We start from the raw sequence: 22,113 nt of genomic DNA on the forward strand, positions 1-22,113 counted from the left end.
CTGGATCGAGTGGTCCGGGGTGGTGCTCTGATCCCCATCATGCGTTGGCGGGCGCCGACGTGCGGCGCCCGTGGGGCATAGTGATCTCCATGGATGAGATTGCCGCTCTGGTCGACCGGGCCGAGATCGCTGACGTGGTCACCGCGGTCTTCGACACGGCCGACGCCAAAAACTGGCCCGTCTGCCAGGAACTTTTCGCCGACGAGGTCGCCGTCGACTTCACCAGCCTCAATGGTGGCGAGCCCGCCACCGTGACCTCCGCCCAGCTCGTGGCCGGGTGGGACACGGGGCTGCACGCCAAGAAGCAGAGCTTCCACACCGTCTCCAACCTCGCCGTCACCGTGGACGGCGCGGAGGCCGGGGTGACCACGAAGGGATATGCCTACAACCTGCTCGACGCCGACCTCGGCGGAGGGATCTGGGAGGTGTGGGGCGTCTACCACCTCAGGCTCGTACGGCAGGCCGAGGGCTGGAAGGTGACCGCGCTGACGTTCGAGGCCTGGCACACCCGGGGTGACGAGGCCGTGCGCACGCACAGGCTGCCGGCCTGAGCCGCGGCCGCGCCCGGGTGGCCGGCGGTCACACGGGCGCGGAAGCAGGCGTGTCGGCGTGCAGGCGCTGGAGCAACCGGCGGAACGCCCAGGCTGAGCCGACGAAGGCGAGGCCGCTGATGGCGGCGACGGCGGCGGTGCGGACGAGCAGGTAGGTCCCGATCGACTGGTGGAGAAGCAGCCAGATGCTGACCGTCGAGTTCATGAGCAGCACGAACGCCCACAACAAGGTGATGCGCGCGAAGAACCTGCGGACCCGCTCGTGCCGCAACACGACCGACGGCAGGTGGATGTAGTCGAGCGTGAGCTTCTGCACCAGTGGACGGCGCAGCCGCACCGATGCGAGGAAGGCCATGCTGATGCAGATCGTGCCGAGTTCTGGCTGGATGAAGTAGACGACCGCGCTTCCGGTCCACAGGCCCACCGCGGCCCTGACGGTGATGGCGATCGCGGCGAGGATCATCGTCCCGGGCACGGGCCGGCGACGCACGAGACGCCACAGCACCCCGAGATACACCCACGAGACCGCCGCCGTGAGTGCGCCGGTCAGGCCGAGCAGCGCGAGCGCCGCGTAGAACACGGCCAGCGGAGCGACCACGCCTTCGAGGAGCCGGGGCACCGCCTGTCTGAGCAGCGCGGTGAGCCGGGGCGGGACGAAAGGCGTGTGGTTCATGACACTCCAACGGGCCGGCGCGCGGGACCGACGACAGAGCCTGCACCTACCCGTGGCCGTTGCCGGAAACACACGGGCGGGCCTTTACCGGTGGCCTACCGTACCCGACCCCCTCATGATCCTGTGCCCTTCCGGAGGGGCCCGCCACCCCTCTCCCATGCCCGTACGGCATGGCGTTCTGGAGCCGGTGACGGGTGATGGAAAGGGCTTTGCGTTCCGTCACAGAGCGCCTCCGGGCCAGGCGGAAAGACGCTGTTAATTTGACCGGGTGGAATCAGGATTCGGCTACTTCGCGACCCACTACGCCGTCGGCCCCGCCGCGCTCGCCCGCATGGTCGAAGAACGGGGGCACGTGGCGCTCCTCTTCCCCGAGCACACGCACATCCCGGTGCCCGAGCCGGGCACCCGGGTGAAGTCCGAGGGGGGCGGCGACCTGCCGTACAAGTACTGGCACACCTACGACCCCTTCGCGTCGGCGATGGCGGCGGGACTGGCCACCACGAAACTGCGTGTCGGGACGGGCATCTGCCTGGTGGCCCAGCATGAGCCGATCGGCCTGGCCAAGACGGTGGCGAGCGTCGACCACCTGACGGGCGGGCGTTTCGAGTTCGGCGTGGGTGCGGGGTGGAACGAGCCGGAGATGCGCGACCACGGCGTCGACCCCCGGCGCCGTTTCGCCATGATGAAAGAGCACATCCAGGCGATGCGGGAGATCTGGACACACGACGAGGCCGAGTACCACGGCGAGTTCGTGTCGTTCCCGCCGTTGTGGTCGTGGCCCAAGCCCGCGCAGCGCCCGCTGCCCGTGCTCGTCGGCGGCGGCGGCCCGAAGGTGCTCGACCGCGTGCTCTCCTACGGTGACGTGTGGATGCCCAACTACGGGCCGGGCGTCCTTGAGCGGGTGCCGGAGCTCTTCCGCAGGGCGGAGGACGGGGGCAGGCAGGTCCAGGTCATGATGAATTCGATGCCCGCCGACCCGCGCGTCATCGAGGCATGCGAGAAGGCCGGGGTCAGCCGGGTGATGACGTACCTGCCCACCTCGGGCCTCGACCGGGTCCAGCGGGCGATGGACGCCTTCGAGACGGCGCTGGCCGAGGCGCGCGGGGAGTGAGTCAGTTCAGGGTGGCGGTCGCGAGCTTGGCCCCGAAGCCGAGGAAGAGGGCGCCCACCCCTGATGTCAGTGTGGCCGAGAGCCTGCGGCGACGGCGGAACTGGCCGGCCAGATAGGTGCCGCCGAAGATCAGCGTGCTGAGGTAGCAGAAGCTGAACGCCTGCGCGATCAGCGCGAGGATCACGAACGACAACGCGGGCGCGCCGTACGACGGGTCGACGAACTGCACGAAGAACGCCACGAAGAACAAGATCGCCTTCGGGTTCAGCAGGCTGATGCTGAGCGCCTTGCGGAACGGGTTCGCCTGCCGGGGCGGCGGGGCCGGGGTCCCGGGCTCGGCGGCCGCCGTCGCCGGCGTGCGCCACGACTTCCAGGCCGAGCGCAGCATGCCGAAGCCGATCCACGCGAGGTAGGCCGCCCCGGAGTACTTGACCACGGAGAACAGGATCGGGGTCGACTTGAGCAGTGAGGCGACCCCGGCGGCCGACAGGAACATCAGCACCGAGTCGCCGAGGAAGACGCCGCAGGCGGCCTGGTAGCCGCGCCGCACACCCCGCTGGGCGGCGGTGGACAGCACGAACAGGGAGTTGGGGCCCGGCAGGAGGATGATCAGGAACGTGCCGACGACGTAGGCCCAGAGGTTGGTGATCCCGAAGAACACTTTTCTGCTCCTCAAAATTGGTACATGGGACGATATAGCGCTCTTCTGGGATCGGTCTCGACGGGTGAGGCAATGGAAATGCCTATTGACCCGGTGGGAAATTAGGAAAGATTCTGAGCGCATGACGCTCTGGAAGCCGGATCCCACGTTCTATCCGTCTCCGCGCGACGCCGCCGCGGCCCCCGCGGAGAAGCTGGCCTACGTCGCCGCCTTCGACCGCTCCGCCCAGAAACCCGACGCGCTCGCCGTGCTGGACACCGATCCCGCGTCCGGCTCCTACGGCGAGGTGGTGGGCTGGACCGACCTTCCGTACACCGGGGACGAGCTCCATCACTTCGGGTGGAACGCGTGCAGCAGCGCGCTGTGCCCCTACGCGCCGCATCCCCACGTCGAACGGCGCTACCTGATCGTCCCGGGGCTGCGCTCGTCCCGGATCTACGTCTACGACACCAAGGACCGGATCAGTCCCGAGCTCGTGAAGGTGATCGAGGCCGAGGAGCTGGGCAAGCGCGCGGGCTACTCCCGGCCGCACACCGTGCACTGCGGCCCCGAGGGCCTGTACGTGTCGGCGCTCGGCGGCTACGGCGAGGAGGGCCCCGGCGGCATCGCCGTCCTCGACCACACGTCGTTCGAGGTGCTCGGCCGGTGGGAGGTCGATCGCGGGCCGCAATATCTCGCCTACGACTTCTGGTGGCACATCAACCACGACGTCATGGTCACCTCGGAGTGGGGTACCCCCTCCATGATCGAGGACGGCGTGGTGGGCGAACTGCTGCTCGGCCGCAAGTACGGCCACCGGCTGCACTTCTGGGACCTGCGCAGGCGCAGGCACGTGCAGGAACTCGACCTCGGCGACCAGTACCAGATGGTCCTGGAGTTGCGACCGGCGCACGACCCCACGAAGAAGTACGGCTTCGCCGGAGTGGTCACCAGCGTCGAGGACCTGTCCGCCTCGATCTGGGTGTGGTACCAGGAGGGCTCTCGCTGGGCCGTGCGCAAGGTCGTCGACATCCCGGCCGAGCCCGCCGCGGCCGATGACCTGCCCGACGTGCTCAAGCCCTTCGGCGCCGTGCCGCCGCTGGTCACCGACATCGACCTGTCCGTGGACGACAAGCACCTCTACGTCTCGTGCTGGGGCACGGGCGAGCTGAAGCAGTTCGACGTGTCCGACCCGTTCACGCCCGTCGAGACCGGCTCCGTCCGGCTCGGCGGCGTCGTGCGGCGCTCGGCCCACCCCGCCGCGCCGTCCGAGCGGCTGGCCGGCGGACCGCAGATGGTGGAGGTCAGCAGGGATGGGAATCGTGTGTACGTGACGAATTCCTTGTACGGCTCCTGGGACGACCAGTTCTATCCCGACGGCGTGGGCGCGTGGATGGCGAAGGTGGACACCGCCTCGTTCACCCTCGACGAGCGGTTCTTCCCGCACGGCGACGCCTTCCGGGGGCTCCGCCCGCACCAGACCCGGCTGCAGGGCGGCGACGCCTCCTCCGACTCCTACTGCTATCCGTGACGCTCACCGCGGTGATCCTGCTCGGGGCCTTCCATGGGATCAATCCGTCCATGGGGTGGCTCTTCGCGGTCGCCAGGGGACTGCAGGAGCGCAGCCGCGACCTGCTGCTGCAGTCCCTGCCGGTGATCGCGTTCGGGCATCTCGCGTCGGTGGCCATGGTGGTGGTCGTCGTCAGCATCACCGGTTCGCTGGTCACCAGCACGGTGCTCAGCATCGCCTCCGGCGTGCTGCTCGTCGGCTTCGGGCTCTACCACCTGCTCGCCAAGCGGCATTTCCGCTGGGTGGGGATGCGGGTGTCGCTCCCGCAACTGGCCGCCTGGTCGTTCCTCATGTCGTCGGTGCACGGCGCCGGCCTCATGCTGCTGCCGGTCCTCACGCATCTCCCCGCCGCTACGGAGGCGGCCGGGGCGCATCACCACGGCGGGGGCGCCCTGACCGGCGGCATGGTCGTCGCGGGTGTGCACACCCTGGCCATGTTCGTCACGGCCACGGTGGTCGCGCTCGTCGTCTACGAGTTCGCGGGGCTCACGATCCTGCGCCGGGCGTGGTTCAACCTCGACCGGATGTGGGCGTTCGCGCTCGTGGCAGCAGGGGCGATCACCCTCGCCACCGCCTGGTGAACGTCCTCCTCCGGAAGGATGCGACATGCGATATATCTCGTTAGGCTCACGGCCATGGCCACCGCCCGAGCGCTGCGCTCCCTTCTCTTCCTCACGGGCGTCGTCGAAGACGTCCAGCAGCTGACGCCCCGGATGCGCCGCGTCCAGATCGCGGGACCCGCACTGAAAGGCATCGCCCATACGCCGGGCCAGCAGGTGAGGGTGCACGTCAACGACCTGTTCGCCGTCGGCACATGGCTGAAGGGCGCGGTGGGCGACGTGCTGCGCACCTATTCGATCTGGGCGGCCGACCCCGACGCCGGCACCCTCGACCTGGTCGTCTTCGACCACGGCGGAGACTCTCCCGGCTCCGTGTGGGCCCGCTCAGCCGCCGCCGGGCAGGAGGTCACCTTCTCCAAGCCCCAGGGCGACTTCGTCGTACGGCACGGCGCGCCCTACCACCTGTTCGCCGGCGAGGAGACCGCCTCGGTCGCCTTCGGCGCGATGCTCGGGACGATCCCGGAGGGCACCCCCGTCCACGGCGTCGTCGAGGCCGGCGACGCGCGCGACCATCTGCCGCTGCCACGCGCACTGACCCGCGTGGAGCGTACGGGGTCCGCCGAGCGGTCGCAGACTCTCCTGGAGGCGGTCGGCAAGCTCGACCTGCCGCCGGTGCCCGGAGTCGCCTATCTGGCGGGTGAGGCGCGGACCATCCAGATCGTGCGGCGTCACCTGGTGGCCGAACGCGGCTGGCCGCGCAGAAGTGTGCTCACCAAGCCGTTCTGGACCCCGGGCAAGCGGGGCCTGGACTGACCGGGGCGCAGGTCCTCACGACGGCGATCCACCGCTGGCCGCCATGGTGGCGGCCGAGCGAGAGTTCTTGCGGACCCCATCGCCGGACGCCCTCGCAAGAGGGCAAGGGCTCTCGCCGCGATGATGGTCGGCACTGGCGCCTGCTGATCGACGTCAGACCATACCGGCGCAACCAGGAGAAACGTCCTCATGACCAACGTCGTGTTCGCGGAGCGCTTCGCCGAGAGCCCACTCCGGATCGGTGTCCGGACCTCCGTCATGGCCACGATCCTCGCCGAACGCGTAGCAACGCTCCTCGGCAAGGCCGCGCCGGGCATCCGGATCGAGCTGGTGAAGATCCAGGTCACCAGCGACCACTGGGGAGGCGATCTGTCGGTCATCGGTGGGAAGGCCGCCTTCTCCAAGCAGATCGACGAGGCGCTCGTCGGCGGCCAAATCGACGTGGCCGTGCACTGCATGAAGGACGTACCCGGCGACGTGCCCCTCCCAGAAGGCACGGCGTTCGGGGCCTACCTCGAGCGCGAGGACGTTCATGACGTCTTGGTGACTCGCGACGGGACACCGCTGGCCGACCTGCCGCCAGGGTCCGTCATCGGGACGAGCGCTGTGCGGCGTGCCGCGCAGATCACCGCCTACCGGCCTGATCTGCGGACGAAGCGGATCAGGGGCAACGTCGACGCGCGCCTGGACAAGCTGCACGCCAAAGACAGTCCGTACGCGGGCCTGGTCCTGGCGCGTGTCGGCCTGCAGCGCATCGGGGCCGTCGACGAGCACCAGGAGGTCCTGCCGGTGGAGTTCCAAGGCGACAAAAGCACTCTCAGCATGGTGCCTCCGGTCGGGGCCGGCGTCGTCGGCGTCCATGCCCGCGTCGCGGACGCCCCGGTGATGCAGCTCGTCAACCAGCTCAACCATCCTTCGACGGCCGCGCACATCCTCGCGGAGCGGACCATGCTTCACATGCTGCGCGGCCACTGCAACAGCCCGATCGCGGGCTACGCCACCACCACCCCGGACGGGCAGATGGCCATGTTCGGGATGGTGTTCAACCAGGACGGCAGCGCGTTCGTCCGCTCTCATGCCTGGGGCGACCTGGGCGACCCCGCCATCCTCGGCGCTCGCGTGGCCGCCGACCTGCTGCACCAGGGTGCGATGAAACTCATCGACGCCACCGGCAGGTCATGACGACGGCGATCTACCGGGCGCCGATATCGGGCAATATGTCGGATATGCGGGTCAGCCTTCTGGGGGCTTTGGAGGTCACGGGTGACGACGGCGAGGAGATAGCCGTCGCCGGCCCACGAGTGCGGGCGCTGCTCGCGGTGCTCGCCCTGCAGGCCGGCCGGCCGGTCACGGCCGACCGTCTCGTGGACGTCTTGTGGGGCGAAGAGCCGCCCGCGACGGCGGCCAACGCGTTGCAGACGCTGGTCAAACGGTTACGTGCCGCCCTCGGACCTGCGGCCTCGGTCACCTGGCGGTCGGGCGGCTACGTGCTCGACCTCGACCCCATGCACGTCGACGCCCATCGGTTCACCCGCGGGTGCGAGGCCGCCACCGGGCTCTCCGGGGATGCGGCCGCCGGCATGCTCGGCGAAGCCCTGGCCCTGTGGCGCGGGCCCGCGCTCGCCGACCTGACCGGCGTGGACTACCTGGCGAACGTCGCCGCCGCCCTCGAAGTGCAGCGCCTGGCCGCGGTCGAGGACAGGGCCGAGGCGTGTCTCGCCCTCGGGCGCGCGATCGACCTGTCCGCCGAGGCAGCGGCCCACCCGCTGCGCGAAAGGCTCTGCGCCCTCGCGATCCGCGCCCTGGCACGCGGCGGCAGGCAGGCCGAGGCGCTCGCCCTGTTCGAGAAGTCCCGGCAGGCCCTCGCCGACGAACTCGGCGTCGACCCGGGCCCCGAGCTTCGCGAGGCCCATCTCGCGGTGCTGCGGGGAGAGATCTCCGCACCGCCCGCTGCACCGCCTGCGTCCGCTCGCGTTCCGGGCCGGGCCTCGACGCCCCGGGCGCCGCTCACCTCCTTCGTGGGCAGGGAGGAGGAGGTCGCGCACGTCGGAGCCCTCCTGGAGCGTTCGCGTCTGGTGACGATCGTCGGACCCGGAGGAGCGGGCAAGACAAGACTCGCCGTCGAAACCGCCCTGCGCGTCGCGGTCGCGACCCGTGACGGGTCCGAAGGCGCCCGGCTGGTCGAGCTCGCCCCGGTCGCCGGCGCCGCCGACGTGCCCCACGCCGTGCTCGGCGCGCTCGGCATCGCCGACGTGGCGGGCCCCCTTCCCGGTCAGGCGGCTCCCGCGGCGCGGGACCCGATGGAGCATCTCGTCGGCTCGCTCGCGGGCCGTGCCCTCCTGCTCGTGCTCGACAACTGCGAGCACGTGATCGAGGCGGCCGCCGCCCTCGCCGACCGGCTGGTGCGCGACTGCCCCGGCGTCACCGTGCTCGCGACCAGCCGGGAGCCGCTCGGCGTCCCAGGGGAGACGCTGGCCCCGATCCCTCCCCTCGGACTGCCGCCCGAAGGGGCCGCGGCCGCCGACGCGCTGAACCATCCGGCCGTCCGGCTGCTCGCCGACCGCGCCGCCGCAGCACGCCCCGGCTTCGTGCTCGACGACGGCAACGTGCACGCCGCCGTCACGATCTGCCGCCGCCTGGACGGCATGCCGCTGGCGATCGAGCTGGCCGCCGCGCGGCTGCGCGCGCTCAGTCCCGACCAGCTCGCGGCCCGGCTCGGCGACCGGTTCCGGCTGCTCACGGGCGGCAGCCGTACGGCGCTGCCGCGGCACCGCACGCTGCGCGCGGTGGTCGAGTGGAGCTGGGACCTGCTCACATCCAGCGAGGCGGCCCTGGCCAGACGCCTCGCCGTCTTCGCCGGCGGCGCGACGCTGGACGACGCGGAAGCCGTCTGCAGTGGCGACGTGCTTGAGGTGCTGCCGTCCCTCGTCGACAAGTCGCTGGTCGAGATGACCGACGACGGGCGTTATCGCATGCTGGAGACCATCCGGGCCTACGCGGCGGAACGGCTGGCCGAAGCGGGGGAGTCCGCGGAGCTCCACCGGCGGCACGCCCGGCGCTTCCTCGCCCTCGCTGAGGAGGCGGAACCGCACCTGCGCACGGCCGAGCAGCTCGAGTGGATCGCCCGGCTCGGCGCCGAGCAGGACAACCTGCACGCGGCGCTCCGCTGGGCGATCGACTCGGGTGAGGTGGAGATCGCCCTGCGGATGTGCGGCGAGCTGAGCTGGTTCTGGTGGATGCGCGGCTACCGGAGCGAGGCGGCCGTCTGGGCCGGCCGAGTCGTGGAACTCGTCGGCGCCCATCCGCCGGCGGGTCTGCTGCGCCACTACGCGGCCTGCCGCTTCGGCCTGGGCGCCACTCAGCTGGGTCACGCGATGGCCGACCGTGAGCACATCGAGACGATGTTCCGCGAGATGAACGACCTGATCGAGGCGGCCCTCCGGGAGGGGCCGATCCACCCGATGCTGCTGATCGTGCGGGTGGTCATGGCGGCCGTCTCCGGACAGACCGAGCGCGCCACCGACCTTCTCAGCGACTACACCGCGTCGGACGATCCGTGGCTGGCCGCCTCGGCCCTGATGATCCGCGGCAGCTCGCTCGGCCTGGCCGACGACGCCTGGCGCGACATCGAGGGCGCCGTGGCGGGGTTTCGGGCCCTGGGAGACCGCCGCGGCCTGAGCGAGGCGCTGCTCGCGCTCGCCACCCTCCGCGCCACACGCGGCGACCTGCCGTCCGAACTGGTGGAAGAGATCATCGCGCTCACCGGGGAGTGGATGAGCCCGGAGGACACGGCCTCGGCGCTGACCCGGCTGGCGCTGCTGCGCACGCAGGCCGGCGACTTCGACGGCGCGTTGGCCGACCTGGCCCTGGCCAGGGCCAGACTGTCCGGTGACATGCCGGCGTACACGCTGATCCAGCTCAGGACGGCAGAGGCCGAGGTCGCTCGCCGCGGCGGGAGGCTCGACGCGGCCCTGGCAGCCTACGAGGACGTCATGGCCAGGCTGGACGGCCTGACGATTCCGCAACAGATCGCGATGGCGCGAGGCGGGTACGGCAGGGCCCTGCTGGAGAAGGGCGACCTCGACGGCTCCCGTCTCCAGTTCCGGGCCGCGATCCGGGCGCTCGGCACCCATCCGGACGTGCCGATCCTCGCCCTGCTCATCGCGGCCACCGCCATGGTCGCACTGGCGGCGGACGAGGCCGAGCGGTCGGCCGTCCTGTTCGGAGCGGCCGACGCCGTCAACGACGGCTGGCACGCCGACGCCGACGCCGTCGCCGCGATGGAGTCGGCCCGGGCGGAGCTGGGCTCCGCCTTCGCCGAGGCGTACGCGCGGGGCCGGGCCCTGTCGCGCGAGGAGATCGGCGAGCTCGCGTCGGCGTGAGCCGTCCGGCTTCACCGGATGCGCTTCGAATAAGCGCGTACGGCGAGCGGCACGAAGCACGCGGTGATCGCGGCGGCCCAGCCCAGCGTGATCCAGATGTGCGCCCCCGCAGGCCCACCGGTGAACAACGCGCGCATGGAATCGGCCAGGTGCGACACCGGGTTGAGCGTCGACCACCACCGCAGCACGCCCGGCAGGTTCGCGGCGGGGATGAGCGCGGTGCTCCCGAACGTGAGTGGAAGCAGCACGGCGGTGGCCAGCCCCTGCATCGAGGCCGCCGACTTGGCCCGCAGGCCGAGCCACGCCGACACCCAGCCGAGGGCCAGCGTGAAGGTCAGCAGCAGCGCCACTCCCGCCAGGGCCTCCAGGGGGGACGTGCGGATCCGGAAGCCGACCACGGCGCCTACGGCGAGTGCGACCGCGACCGTCAGGGTCATGGTGCACGTGTCGGCGAGGATGCGGCCGATGAGAGGAGCGGATCGGGCGATCGGCATGCTCTTGAACCGGTCGAACACGCCGTTGCCGATGTCTTCGGCGAGCTTCAGACCGGTACTGATCGTCTGCGTGAGCGCCACCTGCGTGAGCACCCCGGGCAGCAGGTGCTGGACGGCGCCGCCCTGGTCGCCCGTCATCGCCCCGAAGACGACGACGAAGATCACGATCATGAAGATGGGCTGGAGGAGCAGCTGGACCAGTTCCCCAGGCTGATTCCTGAGCGGCACGAGGCTTCGCCAGGTCAGCGTCATGCCCTGGGTGAGGGCGTTGTTCCGCGCGGTCACGACGACGTCCTTCCTGCTTGGGGAGCCGACACGAGCGCGAGGAACGCCTCGTCGAGCGTGGGCCGCCGCAGCGCGTGCTCGGTGAGGACGACGCCCGCCTCGTCGAGCCGGCGGAAGACGGCGGACGGCACGGCCGGGTCGAGGACCGGCACGCTGATCAGCCCGTTTCCGGCGTGATGCGGGGCGAGACCGGTGACCTCGGCGAGGATGCGTTCGGCCTTGTCCGCGTCGTGCTCGGGCCGGATCTCCAGGCGCCTGTCCCCGGCGCGGGCCTTCAACTGGTCGGGCGTGCCCCTCGCGCCCACGTGGCCGTGGTCGATGAGCACGATCTCGTCGGCGAGCTGATCGGCCTCTTCCAGATATTGCGTGGTCAGGAGCACGGTCGCGCCGCGGGCGATGTGCTCGCGGACGATGGTCCACAACTCGGCGCGCACCTGCGGATCCAGGCCCGTGGTCGGTTCGTCCATGAAGATGATCGACGGCTCGGCGACCAGGCTCACTGCGAGGTCGAGCCGGCGGCGCATGCCACCCGAGTAGGCGCCCGCCGGGCGTCCCGCGGCCTCCCGCAGGCCGAACCTGTCAAGGAGGTCGTCCGCCTTCGCGCGGGCGGCGGCCCGGTTCATGCCGAGCAGACGGCCCATCATCACGAGGTTCTGCCTGCCGGTCAGCTTCTCGTCGACCGACGCGTACTGGCCGGTCAGGCCGATCAGCTCGCGCACCTTGGCCGGTTCCCGCACGACGTCGTGACCGCCGACTCTGGCGTGCCCGCCGTCCGGGGCGACGAGCGTGGCCAGGACGCGCACCGCCGTCGTCTTGCCCGCGCCGTTGGGCCCGAGCACGGCCAGGACCGAGCCGGCCCGAGCCGCCAGGTCCACCCCGTCCAGAGCGGTCTTGCCGCCGTACCTCTTGACGAGGCCATCGGCTTCGATCGAGTGGTTCATGCCGGGAAGCGTCGCCGTACGGGCTGGCACGGGGCTGGCACGGGGCTGGCACCGGGCTGGCACGCATGACCGGGGTGGAGCCGATTGAGCTGGAGATAAGGCTTGTTTAAGGTGATGCCCCTTGTTCGCGGGGCTCGGGCGGCGGCACCATCCCGTGAGCGCGGCCGATTCTGACTGCGCCGTCAACTTCGTGTGGAATCCGTGCGGATTGGGCCTTGCCGGGGGCCTGCCGCCGGACTACTATCCGATCAACTCTTAGGAAACTTTCCTAAAAGAAACTGTCAATCGCGTCTGTCACGCCCCCAGAGCGCCGTACGGCCGGCGCCGTCAACATCGGCCGCCTCCGTGAGGCGCCGGCCGTACGGATCCCATGACCTCCCACCCCCCACCCCCCAGAGGTTGTGACATGCACATCAAGATCGTCTGGCGCGTGCTCGCCGCGGTGGCCGCGGTGACGCTGGCCCTCATCGCGCTCCCCGCCCAGGCCGCCACCGCCACGGCCGTCTTCTCCAAGGACTCCGACTGGGGCTCCGCCTACCAGGCCAGATACACGGTCACGAACACCGGGACGTCCACCCTCTCCGGCTGGACCGTCGAGTTCGACCTCCCGGCGGGGTCGTCGGTCGGGTCCTACTGGGACGCGCTCCTGACGAAGTCGGGCGACCACTACACGTTCAGGAACCGCGACTACAACGGCACGCTGGCACCCGGCGCCTCCGCGGTATTCGGCTGGGTGAGCACCGGCAACGGAGTGCCCGCCAACTGCAAGCTGAACGGCGCGTCATGCGGCGGCGGATCGAATCCGACCCCCACGCCGACGCCCACACCGACCCCGACGCCGACCGTGACGCCCACGACGCCGCCGTCCCCGGGCAACCTCAGGACCGCGCCGTACGTCGACATGGGGTCGTGGCCGACTCCCAGCCTGACCGCGATGGCCTCGGCCTCCGGGCTGAAGAACTTCACCCTCGCCTTCATCACCGCGTCGAATTGCAAGGCCATGTGGTTCAACGCGTACGACCCGAGACAGCAGTGGGGCAAGGACCAGATCGACGCGATCAGGGCCGGCGGGGGAGACGTGAAGGTCTCCTTCGGCGGCGCGACCGGCATCGAGCTCGCCCAGGCCTGCACGGACGTCACCGCGCTGTTCAACGAGTACAACGCCGTGGTCAACGCGTACGGCCTGAACTACATCGACCTCGACATCGAGGGCTCCGCCACGGCCGAGCCGGCGTCGGTCGCCCGCAGGTCGCAGGCGCTCGCCCGGCTCCAGCAGGCGCACCCCAACCTCAAGATCTCCCTCACCCTGCCGGTGCTGCCGAACGGCCTCACCGCCGACGGGCTGAACGTCGTCAGGTCGGCCCGCGACGCGGGGGTCAAGCTCGACGCCGTCAACGTCATGGCGATGGACTACTACCAGTCCGTCGACTACGGCGACGCGGCGATCCAGGCGGCCAACAACACCTTCTCCCAGCTCAAGACCCTCTACCCCAGCCTGACCGACGCCCAGGTGTGGCGCATGGTCGGCGTCACCCCGATGCTCGGCCAAAACGACGACGGGCGCATCTACAACCAGGACGACGCCCGCCAGCTCGTCACCTTCGCCAAGGGCAAGCACCTCGGCCTGCTCGCCTTCTGGGAGGCCACCCGGGACCGCAACGCCTGCAACGGCGCCCTCTACATGTGTACGAACATCGCCCAGTCGCCCTACGAGTTCTCCAAGATCTTCGCTTCGTACACGGGATGACGCCATGAAGAAACTGATCACCCTGGGCGCCGTGGCGTCCGTCGCACTCGTGGGCCTCCTCACCGCCCCGGCCTACGCCGCCAACATCGCGGCCAACCCGGGATTCGAGTCGGGCCTGTCCGGCTGGTCGTGTTCGCCGTCGTCCGGAGCGCAGGCCGTCTCGAGTCCCGTGCACGGCGGCACGAAGGCCCTGGCGGCCACCCCTGCCGGCAGCGACTACGCCCGCTGCCAGCAGACGATCACCGTGCAGCCGTCGACGAAATACACCTTGTCGTCCTGGGTGCGTGGCAACTACGTCTTCCTCGGGGCGACCGGCAACGGCGTGAGCTCCGAGACGTGGGCGGCGCCGGGCGCGAACTGGGCTCAGCTGTCCACCTCGTTCACCACCGGGGCGTCCACCACCAGCGTGACGGTCTACGTCAACGGCTGGTACGGCCAGGGCACCTACTACGCCGACGACGTCGTCTTCGACGGCCCGGGTACCGTGCCGCCGACGCCCACACCCACTCCCACGCCGACCCCCACGCCGACGCCCACACCGACCGGGCCGCCGCCGAACCCGGGCTCCATCACCTTCGCGCCGTACGTCGACATCACGATGACGACTCCCTCGCTGGTCAGCGCGTACAACGCGACGGGCGTGAAGAACTACACGCTGGCGTTCGCGCTCGGCGACAGCACCGGCTGCAACCCCGCCTGGGGCGGCACCATCCCGATCAACGACGCCCGCATCGTCAACGACGTCAAGGGCTTGCAGGCCAAGGGCGGCCAGGTGATCGTCGCCACCGGTGGAGCCGTGGGGCCCTACCTCGAGCACACCTGTAGCAGTTCGGCCGCCCTGCTGGCGGCGTACAAGAAGGTCCTCGACACCGTCGGCACCAACTACCTGGACGTCGACGTCGAGGCCTCCATCGACGTCAACAAGGTCAACACCGCGCTCAAGCAGCTCCAGACCGAGCGCGGCACCACGATCAGCTACACGCTGCGGGTGCAGGGCCAGGACTACGGGGTCGACCCGTTCTCGGTGCAGATCCTCCAGGACGCCGCGGCCAAGGGCCTCAACGTCATGGTCAACCCGATGCTGATGGACTTCGGGTTCTCGGGGAACTGGGGCGACGCGATGGTCTCCGCGGCCGCCGCGACCGTGACGCAGATGAAGCAGATCTGGCCGTCGAAGACCGACGCGCAGATCAAGCGGCTGCTGGGGCTCACCCCGATGATCGGCAAGAACGACACGGGCCAGACCACCTTCCAGGCCGACGCCCGCAAGGTGCTCTCGTACGCGCAGACCAACCATGTGGGCCGGATCGGGTTCTGGTCGGTCGGCCGTGACAACGGCGGCTGCCCGAACGGCACCCTCTCGCCCACCTGCAGCGGCGTGGCCCAGTCCGCCTACGAGTTCACCAACATTTTCAAGTCCTTCACCGGCTGACCCCGCCCCCTTGCGCGTGATCATGCAGAAGTTCGGCGAAAGCCGTCCCGACCTGCGAAAACGCAAACCGTGATCATGCAGAAGTTCGACGGCAGGCCGTACGACCTGCGGAGACGTCGTTCGTGATCATGCACAACCGGCACGAGTGCATGATCACGAATGGCGAGTGCCCAGGTCGGCGGGGTCGGTGCCGAATTTCTGCATGATCACGAGTCGCGAACTTCCAGCTCGGCAGCATGATCACCGAACTTCTGCATGATCACGGCAAGGGGGTTGGGGGCCGGGCCGTCGACCGGAAAGTGAGTCACATTGCTCGTTCGTAAATGGGCAGCCGCGGCCGCGCTCGTCCTGGGCGCCACAGCCCTCTGGGGCGGCACCGCCTCCGCGGCCAACATCCTCACCAACGCCGGGTTCGAGTCCGGCCTGTCCGGATGGACCTGCGCCTCGACCGCGGCGGCGGTCTCCACTCCCGTCCACGGCGGCACGAGGGCCCTGTCCGCCACCCCGGCCGGCAGCGACTACGCCCGCTGCCAGCAGACGATCACCGTGCAGCCGTCGACCAAATACACCCTGTCGTCCTGGGTCCAGGGCAACTACGTGTTCCTCGGCGCGACCGGCACCGGAGGGACCGACCCGCAGACCTGGGGCACGCCGGGCGCAACGTGGAAGCAGCTGACCACGTCGTTCACCACCGGCCCGTCGACCACCAGCGTGACGGTCTACGTCAACGGCTGGTACGGCCAGGGCACCTACTACGCCGACGACATCGTGCTCGACGGCCCCGGCGGCACGACGCCGTCGCCGAGTCCCACGCCGACTCCGACGCCGACCGCGACCCCCACGCCCACCCCGACTCCGACGCCGTCTCCGTCGAACGGCAAGCGCCTGCTGGTGGGCTACCTGCACGCATCATTCGCCAACGGATCCGGATATATCCGGATGGCGGATGTGCCAAACGACTGGGACATCATCGACCTCGCCTTCGGTGAGCCGACCTCCGTCACCTCCGGCGACATCAGGTTCAATCGGTGCCCGGCCACCGAATGCCCCAACGTCGAAAGCGACGCCGAATTCATCGCGGGGATCCGGGCCAAGCAGGCGGCGGGCAAGAAGGTCCTCATCTCCATCGGCGGCCAGAACGGCCAGGTGCAGCTGACCACCACCGCCGCGCGGGACAAGTTCGTCCAGTCGGTCGGCGCGATCATCGACAAGTACGGCCTGGACGGTCTCGACATCGACTTCGAGGGCCACTCCTTGTCCCTCAACCAGGGCGACACCGACTTCCGCAACCCCACCACGCCCGTGATCGTCAACCTGATCTCGGCGATCCGGTCGCTCAAGGCCAAGTACGGCTCGGCGTTCGTCCTCACCATGGCGCCGGAGACGTTCTTCGTCCAACTCGGCTACCAGTTCTACGGCCCCGGCCCGAACGGCTCGGCCGACCCCCGTTCGGGCGCCTACCTGCCGGTCATCCACGCCCTGCGAAACGACCTCACCCTGCTCCACGTGCAGGACTACAACTCCGGGCCGATCATGGGCCTGGACAACCAGTACCACACGATGGGCGTGGCCGACTTCCACGTCGCGATGACCGACATGCTGCTCACCGGCTTCCCCGTGGCCGGCGGAGCGACCTTCCCCGCACTGCGCCCCGACCAGGTGGCCATAGGGCTGCCCGCCGCGCCGTACGCCGGAAACGGCTTCACCACGGTCTCCGCCGTCCAGAGCGCCTTCGGCTGCCTGGCCAAGGGCACCGGCTGCGGCGGTTACCGCCCGCACGGGGTCTTCTCCGGCCTGCGCGGCCTGATGACCTGGTCGATCAACTGGGACAAGTACAACGGCTTCGAGTTCTCCCGCAACCACCGGGCGTACCTGAACACGCTCGGCTGACACCCCCCACCTTGCGAGGAACCATGAAACTCCCCTGGAGCGCGCGCCTGAGGACGGTCGCGGCCGCCGTGGCGCTCGCCGTCACCGGCGGCGTCATCACCGTCACCCCCGCGTACGGAGCCTCCGCCACGGCGGTGTTCACCAAGACCCAGGACTGGGGCACCGGGTTCGAAGGCAAGTACGTGATCACCAACGGGACATCGTCGGCGATCAACAGTTGGCGGGTGGAGTTCGACCTGCCCGCGGGCGCCGCGGTCGGCTCCGTCTGGGACGCCTCCCTGACCAGGAACGGCCAGCACTTCACCTTCACCAACCTCGGCTGGAACGGCACCATCCCGGCGGGCGGTACCGCGAGCTTCGGGTTCAACGGCAGCCCGGGCGGGGCGAGCGCCACACCGCTGAACTGCACGTTCAACGGCGCCTCGTGCGGCGGCGGGTCGACGCCGCCGCCGTCGGGTGCGCCCGGCACACCGGGCAACCCGACGGTCAGCGGCACCGCCGGCACGTCGATATCGCTCTCCTGGGGGTCGTCGAGCGGCACGGTCACCGGCTACCGCGTCTATGAGGGCACTGCCGTCCGGGCGACCGTCACCGGAACGAGCGCCACGATCTCCGGCCTCGGTGCCTGCACCACCCACACCTACACGGTCAAGGCGTACAACGGGCAGGGCGAGTCGGCCGCGAGCGGCCCGGTGACCGCGACCACGACGGGCTGCCCGACCGGCGGCACGAAGATGCCCGGCGCGCCCTACCTCTATGAGGGCTGGGGCAACCCGCCGAACCCGGCCACGGTCATGAACGCCACCGGCGTCAAGGCCTTCACCATGGCGTTCATGCTCTCCGGCGGCGGGTGCACACCCGCGTGGGACAGCTCACGCCCCCTGATCGGCGGCGCCGACGCAGCGGCGATCTCGCAGATCAAGGCCGCCGGCGGCAACGTGCAGATCTCCTTCGGCGGTTACTCGGGCAACAAGCTCGGGCCCAACTGCTCGTCGTCGTCCGCGTTCGCGGCGGCGGTCCAGCAGGTCATCAACGCCTACAACCCGGCCGCGGTCGACTTCGACATCGAGAACAGCGACGAGTTCGAGAACGAGGCCGTCCAGGACCGCATCCTCGGCGGCCTGAAGATCATCAAGCAGAACAACCCGAACACCAAGGTCGTCATCACGTTCGGTACGAGCACCACGGGCCCGACCTACTACGGCACGCGGCTGATCAACCAGTCGAAGGCGCTCGGCGTCAACGTGGACAACTACACGATCATGCCGTTCGACTTCGGCGGCGGCGCGAACATGTACCAGAACACCGTGAACGCGGCCGAGGGTCTGAAGAACGCCCTGAAGTCCGCCTGGGGCTGGACCGACGCCCAGGCGTACGCGCACATGGGCATCTCCGGCATGAACGGCCTGTCCGACCAGCAGGAGTTGACGTCGCTCGCGACCTGGACGCAGATCCGCGACTACGCCAAGTCGAAGGGACTCGGCAGGCTCGCCTTCTGGTCGGTCAACCGCGACCGGGGCTGCCCGGGCGGCGGCGTCGTGTCGAACTGCAGTGGCATCGCTCAGAACGACTGGGACTTCACCCGCGTCACCGCCGGCTTCTGACCTGCGGCCCGCCTATGACCCGGCGGCCGGCGCGACGGAATCCCCCCTACCCGTCGCGCCGGCCGCCGCTTCTCGTCGGGGCCAGCAGGCCGATCAACATGCCCACGAACGTCGCGATGCCAAGCGTGATCCACAGTCGAATCTTCATCGAAGTCTCCCATTTGTTACGTTGGGTAACAATACAATAGCGATTGGTCACCGTCGGTGACGCTCGGGTAAGAATTCCGCTGGCGGGTCGCCTCTTTGCCTGTTTGTCGGGCAGGCTTGGCAGCGTCATGGACTACGCAATCCCGACGGGCATCGTTCTCATCATCGGTGTCGCGCTCGCCATCGTCGCGCAATGGAAGGGCTGGAAGCCCTCACTCGGCGTCACTCTCGCCATCGGCGTGGGTTTCCGCGTGCTGATCCTTGTGCTGTCGGCCAAGGACTCCTGGCAGCCGGTCGACTTCGTCAACAGTTTCAAGCCCGCGGGCGAAGCCATCCTCCACCATCACGACCCCGTGCTGGGCAGCAACGGCGGATGGCACTTCCTCCCCACCATCCCCTACGTGTACGGCCTGCTCCTCGGCCTCGGCATCCCCTGGGAGGTCGGCGGCAGGCTCGTCACCGTCGTCTCCGACATCGTGCTGATCCCGCTGGTCGGCAAGCTGGCCGGCGGCTCCGCCCAGAAGCTCCGCGCCTTCCAGTACGCGTGCAACCCGCTCGCGATCCTCGTGGCGTCAGTGCACGGCCAGGTCGAGCCAGTCTCCCTGGTGTTCGGCGTCGCGGCCTTCGTCGTGGCCCGCGGCCCGGACGGCTGGCGGCCGTCGGCTCCGCTGCCGTGGCGGCGCCCCGGTGATCTGCTCCGCCGGTTCACGCACCCGCTCGACGACGACAGGACGGCTACGGCCAGAGCCGTCTGGGCCGGCCTGCTGATGGGCATGGCCCTGTGCGCGAAGAGCTGGCCCGTCATCCTCATCCCCGGCATGCTCCTGCTGCTTCCCGGGCCGCGCTCCCGGCTGATCTCTCTGATCGCCGCCGGCATCCCGCCGATCGCGTTCCTGCTCAGCCTGCCCATCGCCGGCTTCACGCCGTGGGGCAAGTTGCCCGAGATCCTCAACACGATCGGTCTGCGGCCCGGCGACGTGCGCCCCATCACCGGAGACTGGGGATGGACGGCCCTGCTCAACGGCGGCGACTGGGTGCTCAACCCCGTCGCGCTGAAGATCGGCCAGTACATGATCTACCTCGCGATCGCCGCGTGTCTGATCTGGTGGCGCAAGGCCGATCCCATCGATGTGACGACCGCGATCGTTCTGGCCTTCATGATCTTCACGCCTCGTCTGGGCGCGCAGTACCTGATGTGGTTCATGCCGTTCCTCGTCGCCCGGCCGACGCGGTGGGCCTGGCCCACGATCATCGGCTGCTCGGCGTGGGCGGCGACGGGCTATCTCGTGCTCACGCAGTTCTCCGGACAGGAGTGGGGAGAGCTGCACTCACCCTGGGCGATGAGCTCGATCATCGTCTTCCCGCTGATCATCGCGGCCATGCCGTGGGCGAGGCGGAAGGGCACAGGCATCGAGGGCGTGCCGGTCACCGCGCCTCCGGCGCGTGTGGGCGCTTCCTGACCGAGACCTATCTGACGATCAGCCTCACCAGGTGGCCGTGGCTCTTGAAGCCGGGAGGGTCGCCGTCCAGCACACCGGTTACACAGTCGAACACGCCGGGCTCGCTCTGCCGTACGAAGAAGGCGGGCTCGGCGATCGCCGACAGGAGCCGGATCGCGTCGCGGTGGATGTGCACGCCCTCCTGGTCGCCCGCCAGCGAGATCGTCACCTCGTAGACGCCGTCGTCGAGGAGCCGCTCGCCGAGCAGGAGCCACTCGGAGCCGCAGGCGCGCCGTAGATGCGGAAGCAGGTGCGCCTCAGGTTCCTCGGTGACCCAGCCGTCGCGCTTCATCGCGTCGAGCAGTCGCTGGACCTGCGGATCCATCGCCGACCCGTCGGCGATGCCGGTCTGGCGCTCGTCGATGTCCCATCGCCGCATGTTCCCGACATTACGCGTGGTACGGCTGGCGCACATCCATTGGATGTCCCGCTATGCGCCTGGTTTCGGCGATGGCGATGGGGGAGCCGTGACGACGCTTTCGGCGGGTTCCGGGGCCGGATCCCGGGCGGGTTTCGGGGCGGACTTCTTGGTAGAGGAGCCCGGGAGCTCTCCGGAGATGAGAGCTGCGATCCACTTGCTGTCCGGATTGCTGTCGACGAGCAGCGCGCGAACGAGAAGGCTGAGCGGAATCGCGAGCAGAGCGCCCACCGGGCCGAGCACCCAGGCCCAGACGATCAGCGAGAGGAACGTCGCCGTGGTCGACAACCCCACCGCGTCGCCCAGGAACTTCGGCTGCACGAACGACTGGATCACCACGTTGATCGCGATGTAGGCGACGATCACCAGGATCATCGTCCTGGGGCCGCCTTCGAGCAGTCCGAGAAGCGCGGGCGGAACGAGCCCGAGAATGAACCCGATGTTCGGGATGTAGTTGGTGATCAGCGCCAGCACCCCCCACAAAAGGGGGAGGGGCACGGCCAGAATGGCCAGCACCATGACGTCGAGCGCGGAGCAGATCAATCCGAAGATCGTTGAGACGATCAGGTAGCGGCGGGTACGGAACGCGAACGAGCTCAGTGCTCTGGCAAGCTCCGGCCGCTCGGCGGCGGCCGCGTCGACGATCCGGGAGAACACGGGAGCGTCGAGGCTCATCGCGAGCAGCAGCACCACGATCAGGAACAGGCTCGACAGTACTCCGAGCAGCCCGCTGAGCACACCCTGTGCGACCTCGATCATCTTGCCTGGGTCGAACGAGGACAACGCCTTGTTGAGCTGTTCGCTGCCGTAGCCCAGCCCGGCAGCCCAATGCTGCAGGTCGGAGACCATCGAGGAGAACTGCGTCGAGTACGTGGGCGCAAGGATCGCCAGCTGGGCCGCCGCGAGAGAAAGGATCGCGACCATGCTGGCCAGGACGAGCAAGACGACGGCGAGGGGCACGGCGACCTGCACCCACACGGGAGCCCGATGACGCGAAAGCCAGCCGCGCAACGGGGACACGGCGACGACGAGGGTGAGCGCGAGGACCACAGGCCCGACGATGGATCCGACGGCCTGGATGCCGGCCAACGTGACCACAGCGGCGGCCGTGCCGAGCAATGCGACAAGCGCGCGAGGGATGCGCTGTGAGGTCACGATCTCGTTTCTACCCCTTCTCAAAGGAAAGATCCGACAAACAGATCAAGCATGGGACGGTCGACTGCACGTCCTAGTCTGCCCACCCCGTACGGCAGACCTGCCACGGGCCGCTCGTCGAGGTGATGGTCGGGCCGGACGGATCGGTCGGCTGACGGCATGGATGGTGTACGCGTCCCAAGCCCGGCGTGACTTCGTGAA

At 69.4% G+C, this 22,113-nt stretch carries 18 protein-coding genes; 12 read left to right on the forward strand and 6 right to left on the reverse strand.

Annotated features, from left to right (window positions below; genetic code table 11):
- Positions 1-89 precede the first annotated feature (89 nt).
- Positions 90-551, forward strand: coding sequence for a nuclear transport factor 2 family protein (locus tag Pth03_RS38450; protein WP_203949439.1), 462 nt, complete (start codon positions 90-92; stop codon positions 549-551).
- Between the two features lie 28 nt (positions 552-579).
- Here the strand turns inward: Pth03_RS38450 and Pth03_RS38455 are convergent, their stop codons facing one another.
- Positions 580-1,224, reverse strand: coding sequence for a VC0807 family protein (locus tag Pth03_RS38455; RefSeq protein WP_203949440.1), 645 nt, complete (start codon positions 1,222-1,224; stop codon positions 580-582).
- Positions 1,225-1,492: 268 nt separating this feature from the next.
- Here Pth03_RS38455 and Pth03_RS38460 point away from each other — a divergent pair, with 268 nt between their 5' ends.
- A complete protein-coding gene (locus Pth03_RS38460; RefSeq protein WP_239119701.1) occupies positions 1,493-2,335 on the forward strand; it encodes an LLM class F420-dependent oxidoreductase in 843 nt (280 codons plus the stop codon).
- Between the two features lies 1 nt (position 2,336).
- Here Pth03_RS38460 and leuE read toward each other — a convergent pair whose 3' ends face one another.
- The gene (gene leuE, locus Pth03_RS38465) at positions 2,337-2,996 is read right to left on the reverse strand and encodes a leucine efflux protein LeuE (RefSeq protein WP_239119702.1); all 660 of its coding nucleotides are present in this window, start codon (positions 2,994-2,996) and stop codon (positions 2,337-2,339) included.
- A 121-nt stretch (positions 2,997-3,117) separates the two neighbouring features.
- On the opposite strand from leuE, the gene Pth03_RS38470 reads away from it, so the two are divergent.
- The 5 genes from Pth03_RS38470 to Pth03_RS38490 all read left to right on the forward strand — a co-directional run bounded on the left by Pth03_RS38470 (position 3,118) and on the right by Pth03_RS38490 (position 10,300).
- A complete protein-coding gene (locus tag Pth03_RS38470; protein WP_203949442.1) occupies positions 3,118-4,506 on the forward strand; it encodes a selenium-binding protein SBP56-related protein in 1,389 nt (462 codons plus the stop codon).
- On the forward strand, positions 4,494-5,126 hold the full coding sequence (locus Pth03_RS38475; RefSeq protein WP_203949456.1) for a hypothetical protein: 633 nt from the start codon (positions 4,494-4,496) through the stop codon (positions 5,124-5,126). The genes Pth03_RS38470 and Pth03_RS38475 overlap by 13 nt, the downstream gene beginning before the upstream one ends.
- A 54-nt stretch (positions 5,127-5,180) precedes the next feature.
- The gene (locus Pth03_RS38480) at positions 5,181-5,918 is read left to right on the forward strand and encodes a siderophore-interacting protein (RefSeq protein WP_203949443.1); all 738 of its coding nucleotides are present in this window, start codon (positions 5,181-5,183) and stop codon (positions 5,916-5,918) included.
- Positions 5,919-6,107: 189 nt separating this feature from the next.
- Positions 6,108-7,100 carry a hydroxymethylbilane synthase gene (gene hemC / locus Pth03_RS38485; RefSeq protein ID WP_203949444.1) on the forward strand — a complete coding sequence of 331 codons (993 nt, stop codon included), beginning with the start codon at positions 6,108-6,110 and terminating at the stop codon, positions 7,098-7,100.
- 44 nt (positions 7,101-7,144) lie between these two features.
- Positions 7,145-10,300, forward strand: a complete 3,156-nt coding sequence (locus tag Pth03_RS38490; protein ID WP_203949445.1) for an AfsR/SARP family transcriptional regulator — start codon at positions 7,145-7,147, stop codon at positions 10,298-10,300.
- Positions 10,301-10,311: 11 nt separating this feature from the next.
- On the opposite strand, the gene Pth03_RS38495 is transcribed toward Pth03_RS38490, so the two are convergent.
- A complete protein-coding gene (locus Pth03_RS38495) occupies positions 10,312-11,079 on the reverse strand; it encodes an ABC transporter permease (protein WP_203949446.1) in 768 nt (255 codons plus the stop codon).
- A complete protein-coding gene (locus Pth03_RS38500; protein ID WP_203949447.1) occupies positions 11,076-12,020 on the reverse strand; it encodes an ATP-binding cassette domain-containing protein in 945 nt (314 codons plus the stop codon). Before Pth03_RS38500 ends, Pth03_RS38495 begins: the two co-directional genes overlap by 4 nt.
- A 406-nt stretch (positions 12,021-12,426) precedes the next feature.
- On the opposite strand from Pth03_RS38500, the gene Pth03_RS38505 reads away from it, so the two are divergent.
- The 5 genes from Pth03_RS38505 (at position 12,427) to Pth03_RS38525 (ending at position 20,300) form a co-directional block, all read left to right on the forward strand.
- On the forward strand, positions 12,427-13,767 hold the full coding sequence (locus Pth03_RS38505; protein ID WP_203949448.1) for a cellulose binding domain-containing protein: 1,341 nt from the start codon (positions 12,427-12,429) through the stop codon (positions 13,765-13,767).
- A 4-nt stretch (positions 13,768-13,771) separates the two neighbouring features.
- Positions 13,772-15,199 (forward strand): carbohydrate binding domain-containing protein, encoded by a 1,428-nt coding sequence (locus tag Pth03_RS38510; protein WP_203949449.1) that lies wholly within the window; start codon positions 13,772-13,774, stop codon positions 15,197-15,199.
- Between the two features lie 309 nt (positions 15,200-15,508).
- Positions 15,509-17,089 carry a chitinase gene (locus tag Pth03_RS38515; RefSeq protein ID WP_239119703.1) on the forward strand — a complete coding sequence of 527 codons (1,581 nt, stop codon included), beginning with the start codon at positions 15,509-15,511 and terminating at the stop codon, positions 17,087-17,089.
- A 23-nt stretch (positions 17,090-17,112) separates the two neighbouring features.
- Positions 17,113-18,693 (forward strand): cellulose binding domain-containing protein, encoded by a 1,581-nt coding sequence (locus Pth03_RS38520; RefSeq protein WP_239119704.1) that lies wholly within the window; start codon positions 17,113-17,115, stop codon positions 18,691-18,693.
- Positions 18,694-18,968: 275 nt separating this feature from the next.
- Positions 18,969-20,300 (forward strand): hypothetical protein, encoded by a 1,332-nt coding sequence (locus Pth03_RS38525; protein ID WP_203949450.1) that lies wholly within the window; start codon positions 18,969-18,971, stop codon positions 20,298-20,300.
- A 7-nt stretch (positions 20,301-20,307) separates the two neighbouring features.
- On the opposite strand, the gene Pth03_RS38530 is transcribed toward Pth03_RS38525, so the two are convergent.
- Together Pth03_RS38530 and Pth03_RS38535 are read right to left on the reverse strand one after the other, a co-directional pair.
- On the reverse strand, positions 20,308-20,718 hold the full coding sequence (locus Pth03_RS38530; protein ID WP_203949451.1) for a hypothetical protein: 411 nt from the start codon (positions 20,716-20,718) through the stop codon (positions 20,308-20,310).
- Positions 20,719-20,769: 51 nt separating this feature from the next.
- The gene (locus Pth03_RS38535; protein WP_203949452.1) at positions 20,770-21,912 is read right to left on the reverse strand and encodes an AI-2E family transporter; all 1,143 of its coding nucleotides are present in this window, start codon (positions 21,910-21,912) and stop codon (positions 20,770-20,772) included.
- Between the last annotated feature and the right edge of the window lie 201 nt (positions 21,913-22,113).

The organism is Planotetraspora thailandica (genome assembly GCF_016863335.1).
Lineage (GTDB): Bacteria > Actinomycetota > Actinomycetes > Streptosporangiales > Streptosporangiaceae > Planotetraspora > Planotetraspora thailandica.

What these genes read in the sequence shown, in the direction of transcription:
- Pth03_RS38450 (WP_203949439.1), top strand. Translation starts at nt 90, where the DNA reads ATGGATGAGATTGCCGCTCTGGTCGACCGGGCCGAGATCGCTGACGTG.
- Pth03_RS38455 (WP_203949440.1), bottom strand. Translation starts at nt 1,224, where the DNA reads ATGAACCACACGCCTTTCGTCCCGCCCCGGCTCACCGCGCTGCTCAGA.
- Pth03_RS38470 (WP_203949442.1), top strand. Translation starts at nt 3,118, where the DNA reads ATGACGCTCTGGAAGCCGGATCCCACGTTCTATCCGTCTCCGCGCGAC.
- Pth03_RS38480 (WP_203949443.1), top strand. Translation starts at nt 5,181, where the DNA reads ATGGCCACCGCCCGAGCGCTGCGCTCCCTTCTCTTCCTCACGGGCGTC.
- hemC (WP_203949444.1), top strand. Translation starts at nt 6,108, where the DNA reads ATGACCAACGTCGTGTTCGCGGAGCGCTTCGCCGAGAGCCCACTCCGG.
- Pth03_RS38490 (WP_203949445.1), top strand. Translation starts at nt 7,145, where the DNA reads ATGCGGGTCAGCCTTCTGGGGGCTTTGGAGGTCACGGGTGACGACGGC.
- Pth03_RS38500 (WP_203949447.1), bottom strand. Translation starts at nt 12,020, where the DNA reads ATGAACCACTCGATCGAAGCCGATGGCCTCGTCAAGAGGTACGGCGGC.
- Pth03_RS38505 (WP_203949448.1), top strand. Translation starts at nt 12,427, where the DNA reads ATGCACATCAAGATCGTCTGGCGCGTGCTCGCCGCGGTGGCCGCGGTG.
- Pth03_RS38510 (WP_203949449.1), top strand. Translation starts at nt 13,772, where the DNA reads ATGAAGAAACTGATCACCCTGGGCGCCGTGGCGTCCGTCGCACTCGTG.
- Pth03_RS38520 (WP_239119704.1), top strand. Translation starts at nt 17,113, where the DNA reads ATGAAACTCCCCTGGAGCGCGCGCCTGAGGACGGTCGCGGCCGCCGTG.
- Pth03_RS38525 (WP_203949450.1), top strand. Translation starts at nt 18,969, where the DNA reads ATGGACTACGCAATCCCGACGGGCATCGTTCTCATCATCGGTGTCGCG.
- Pth03_RS38530 (WP_203949451.1), bottom strand. Translation starts at nt 20,718, where the DNA reads ATGCGGCGATGGGACATCGACGAGCGCCAGACCGGCATCGCCGACGGG.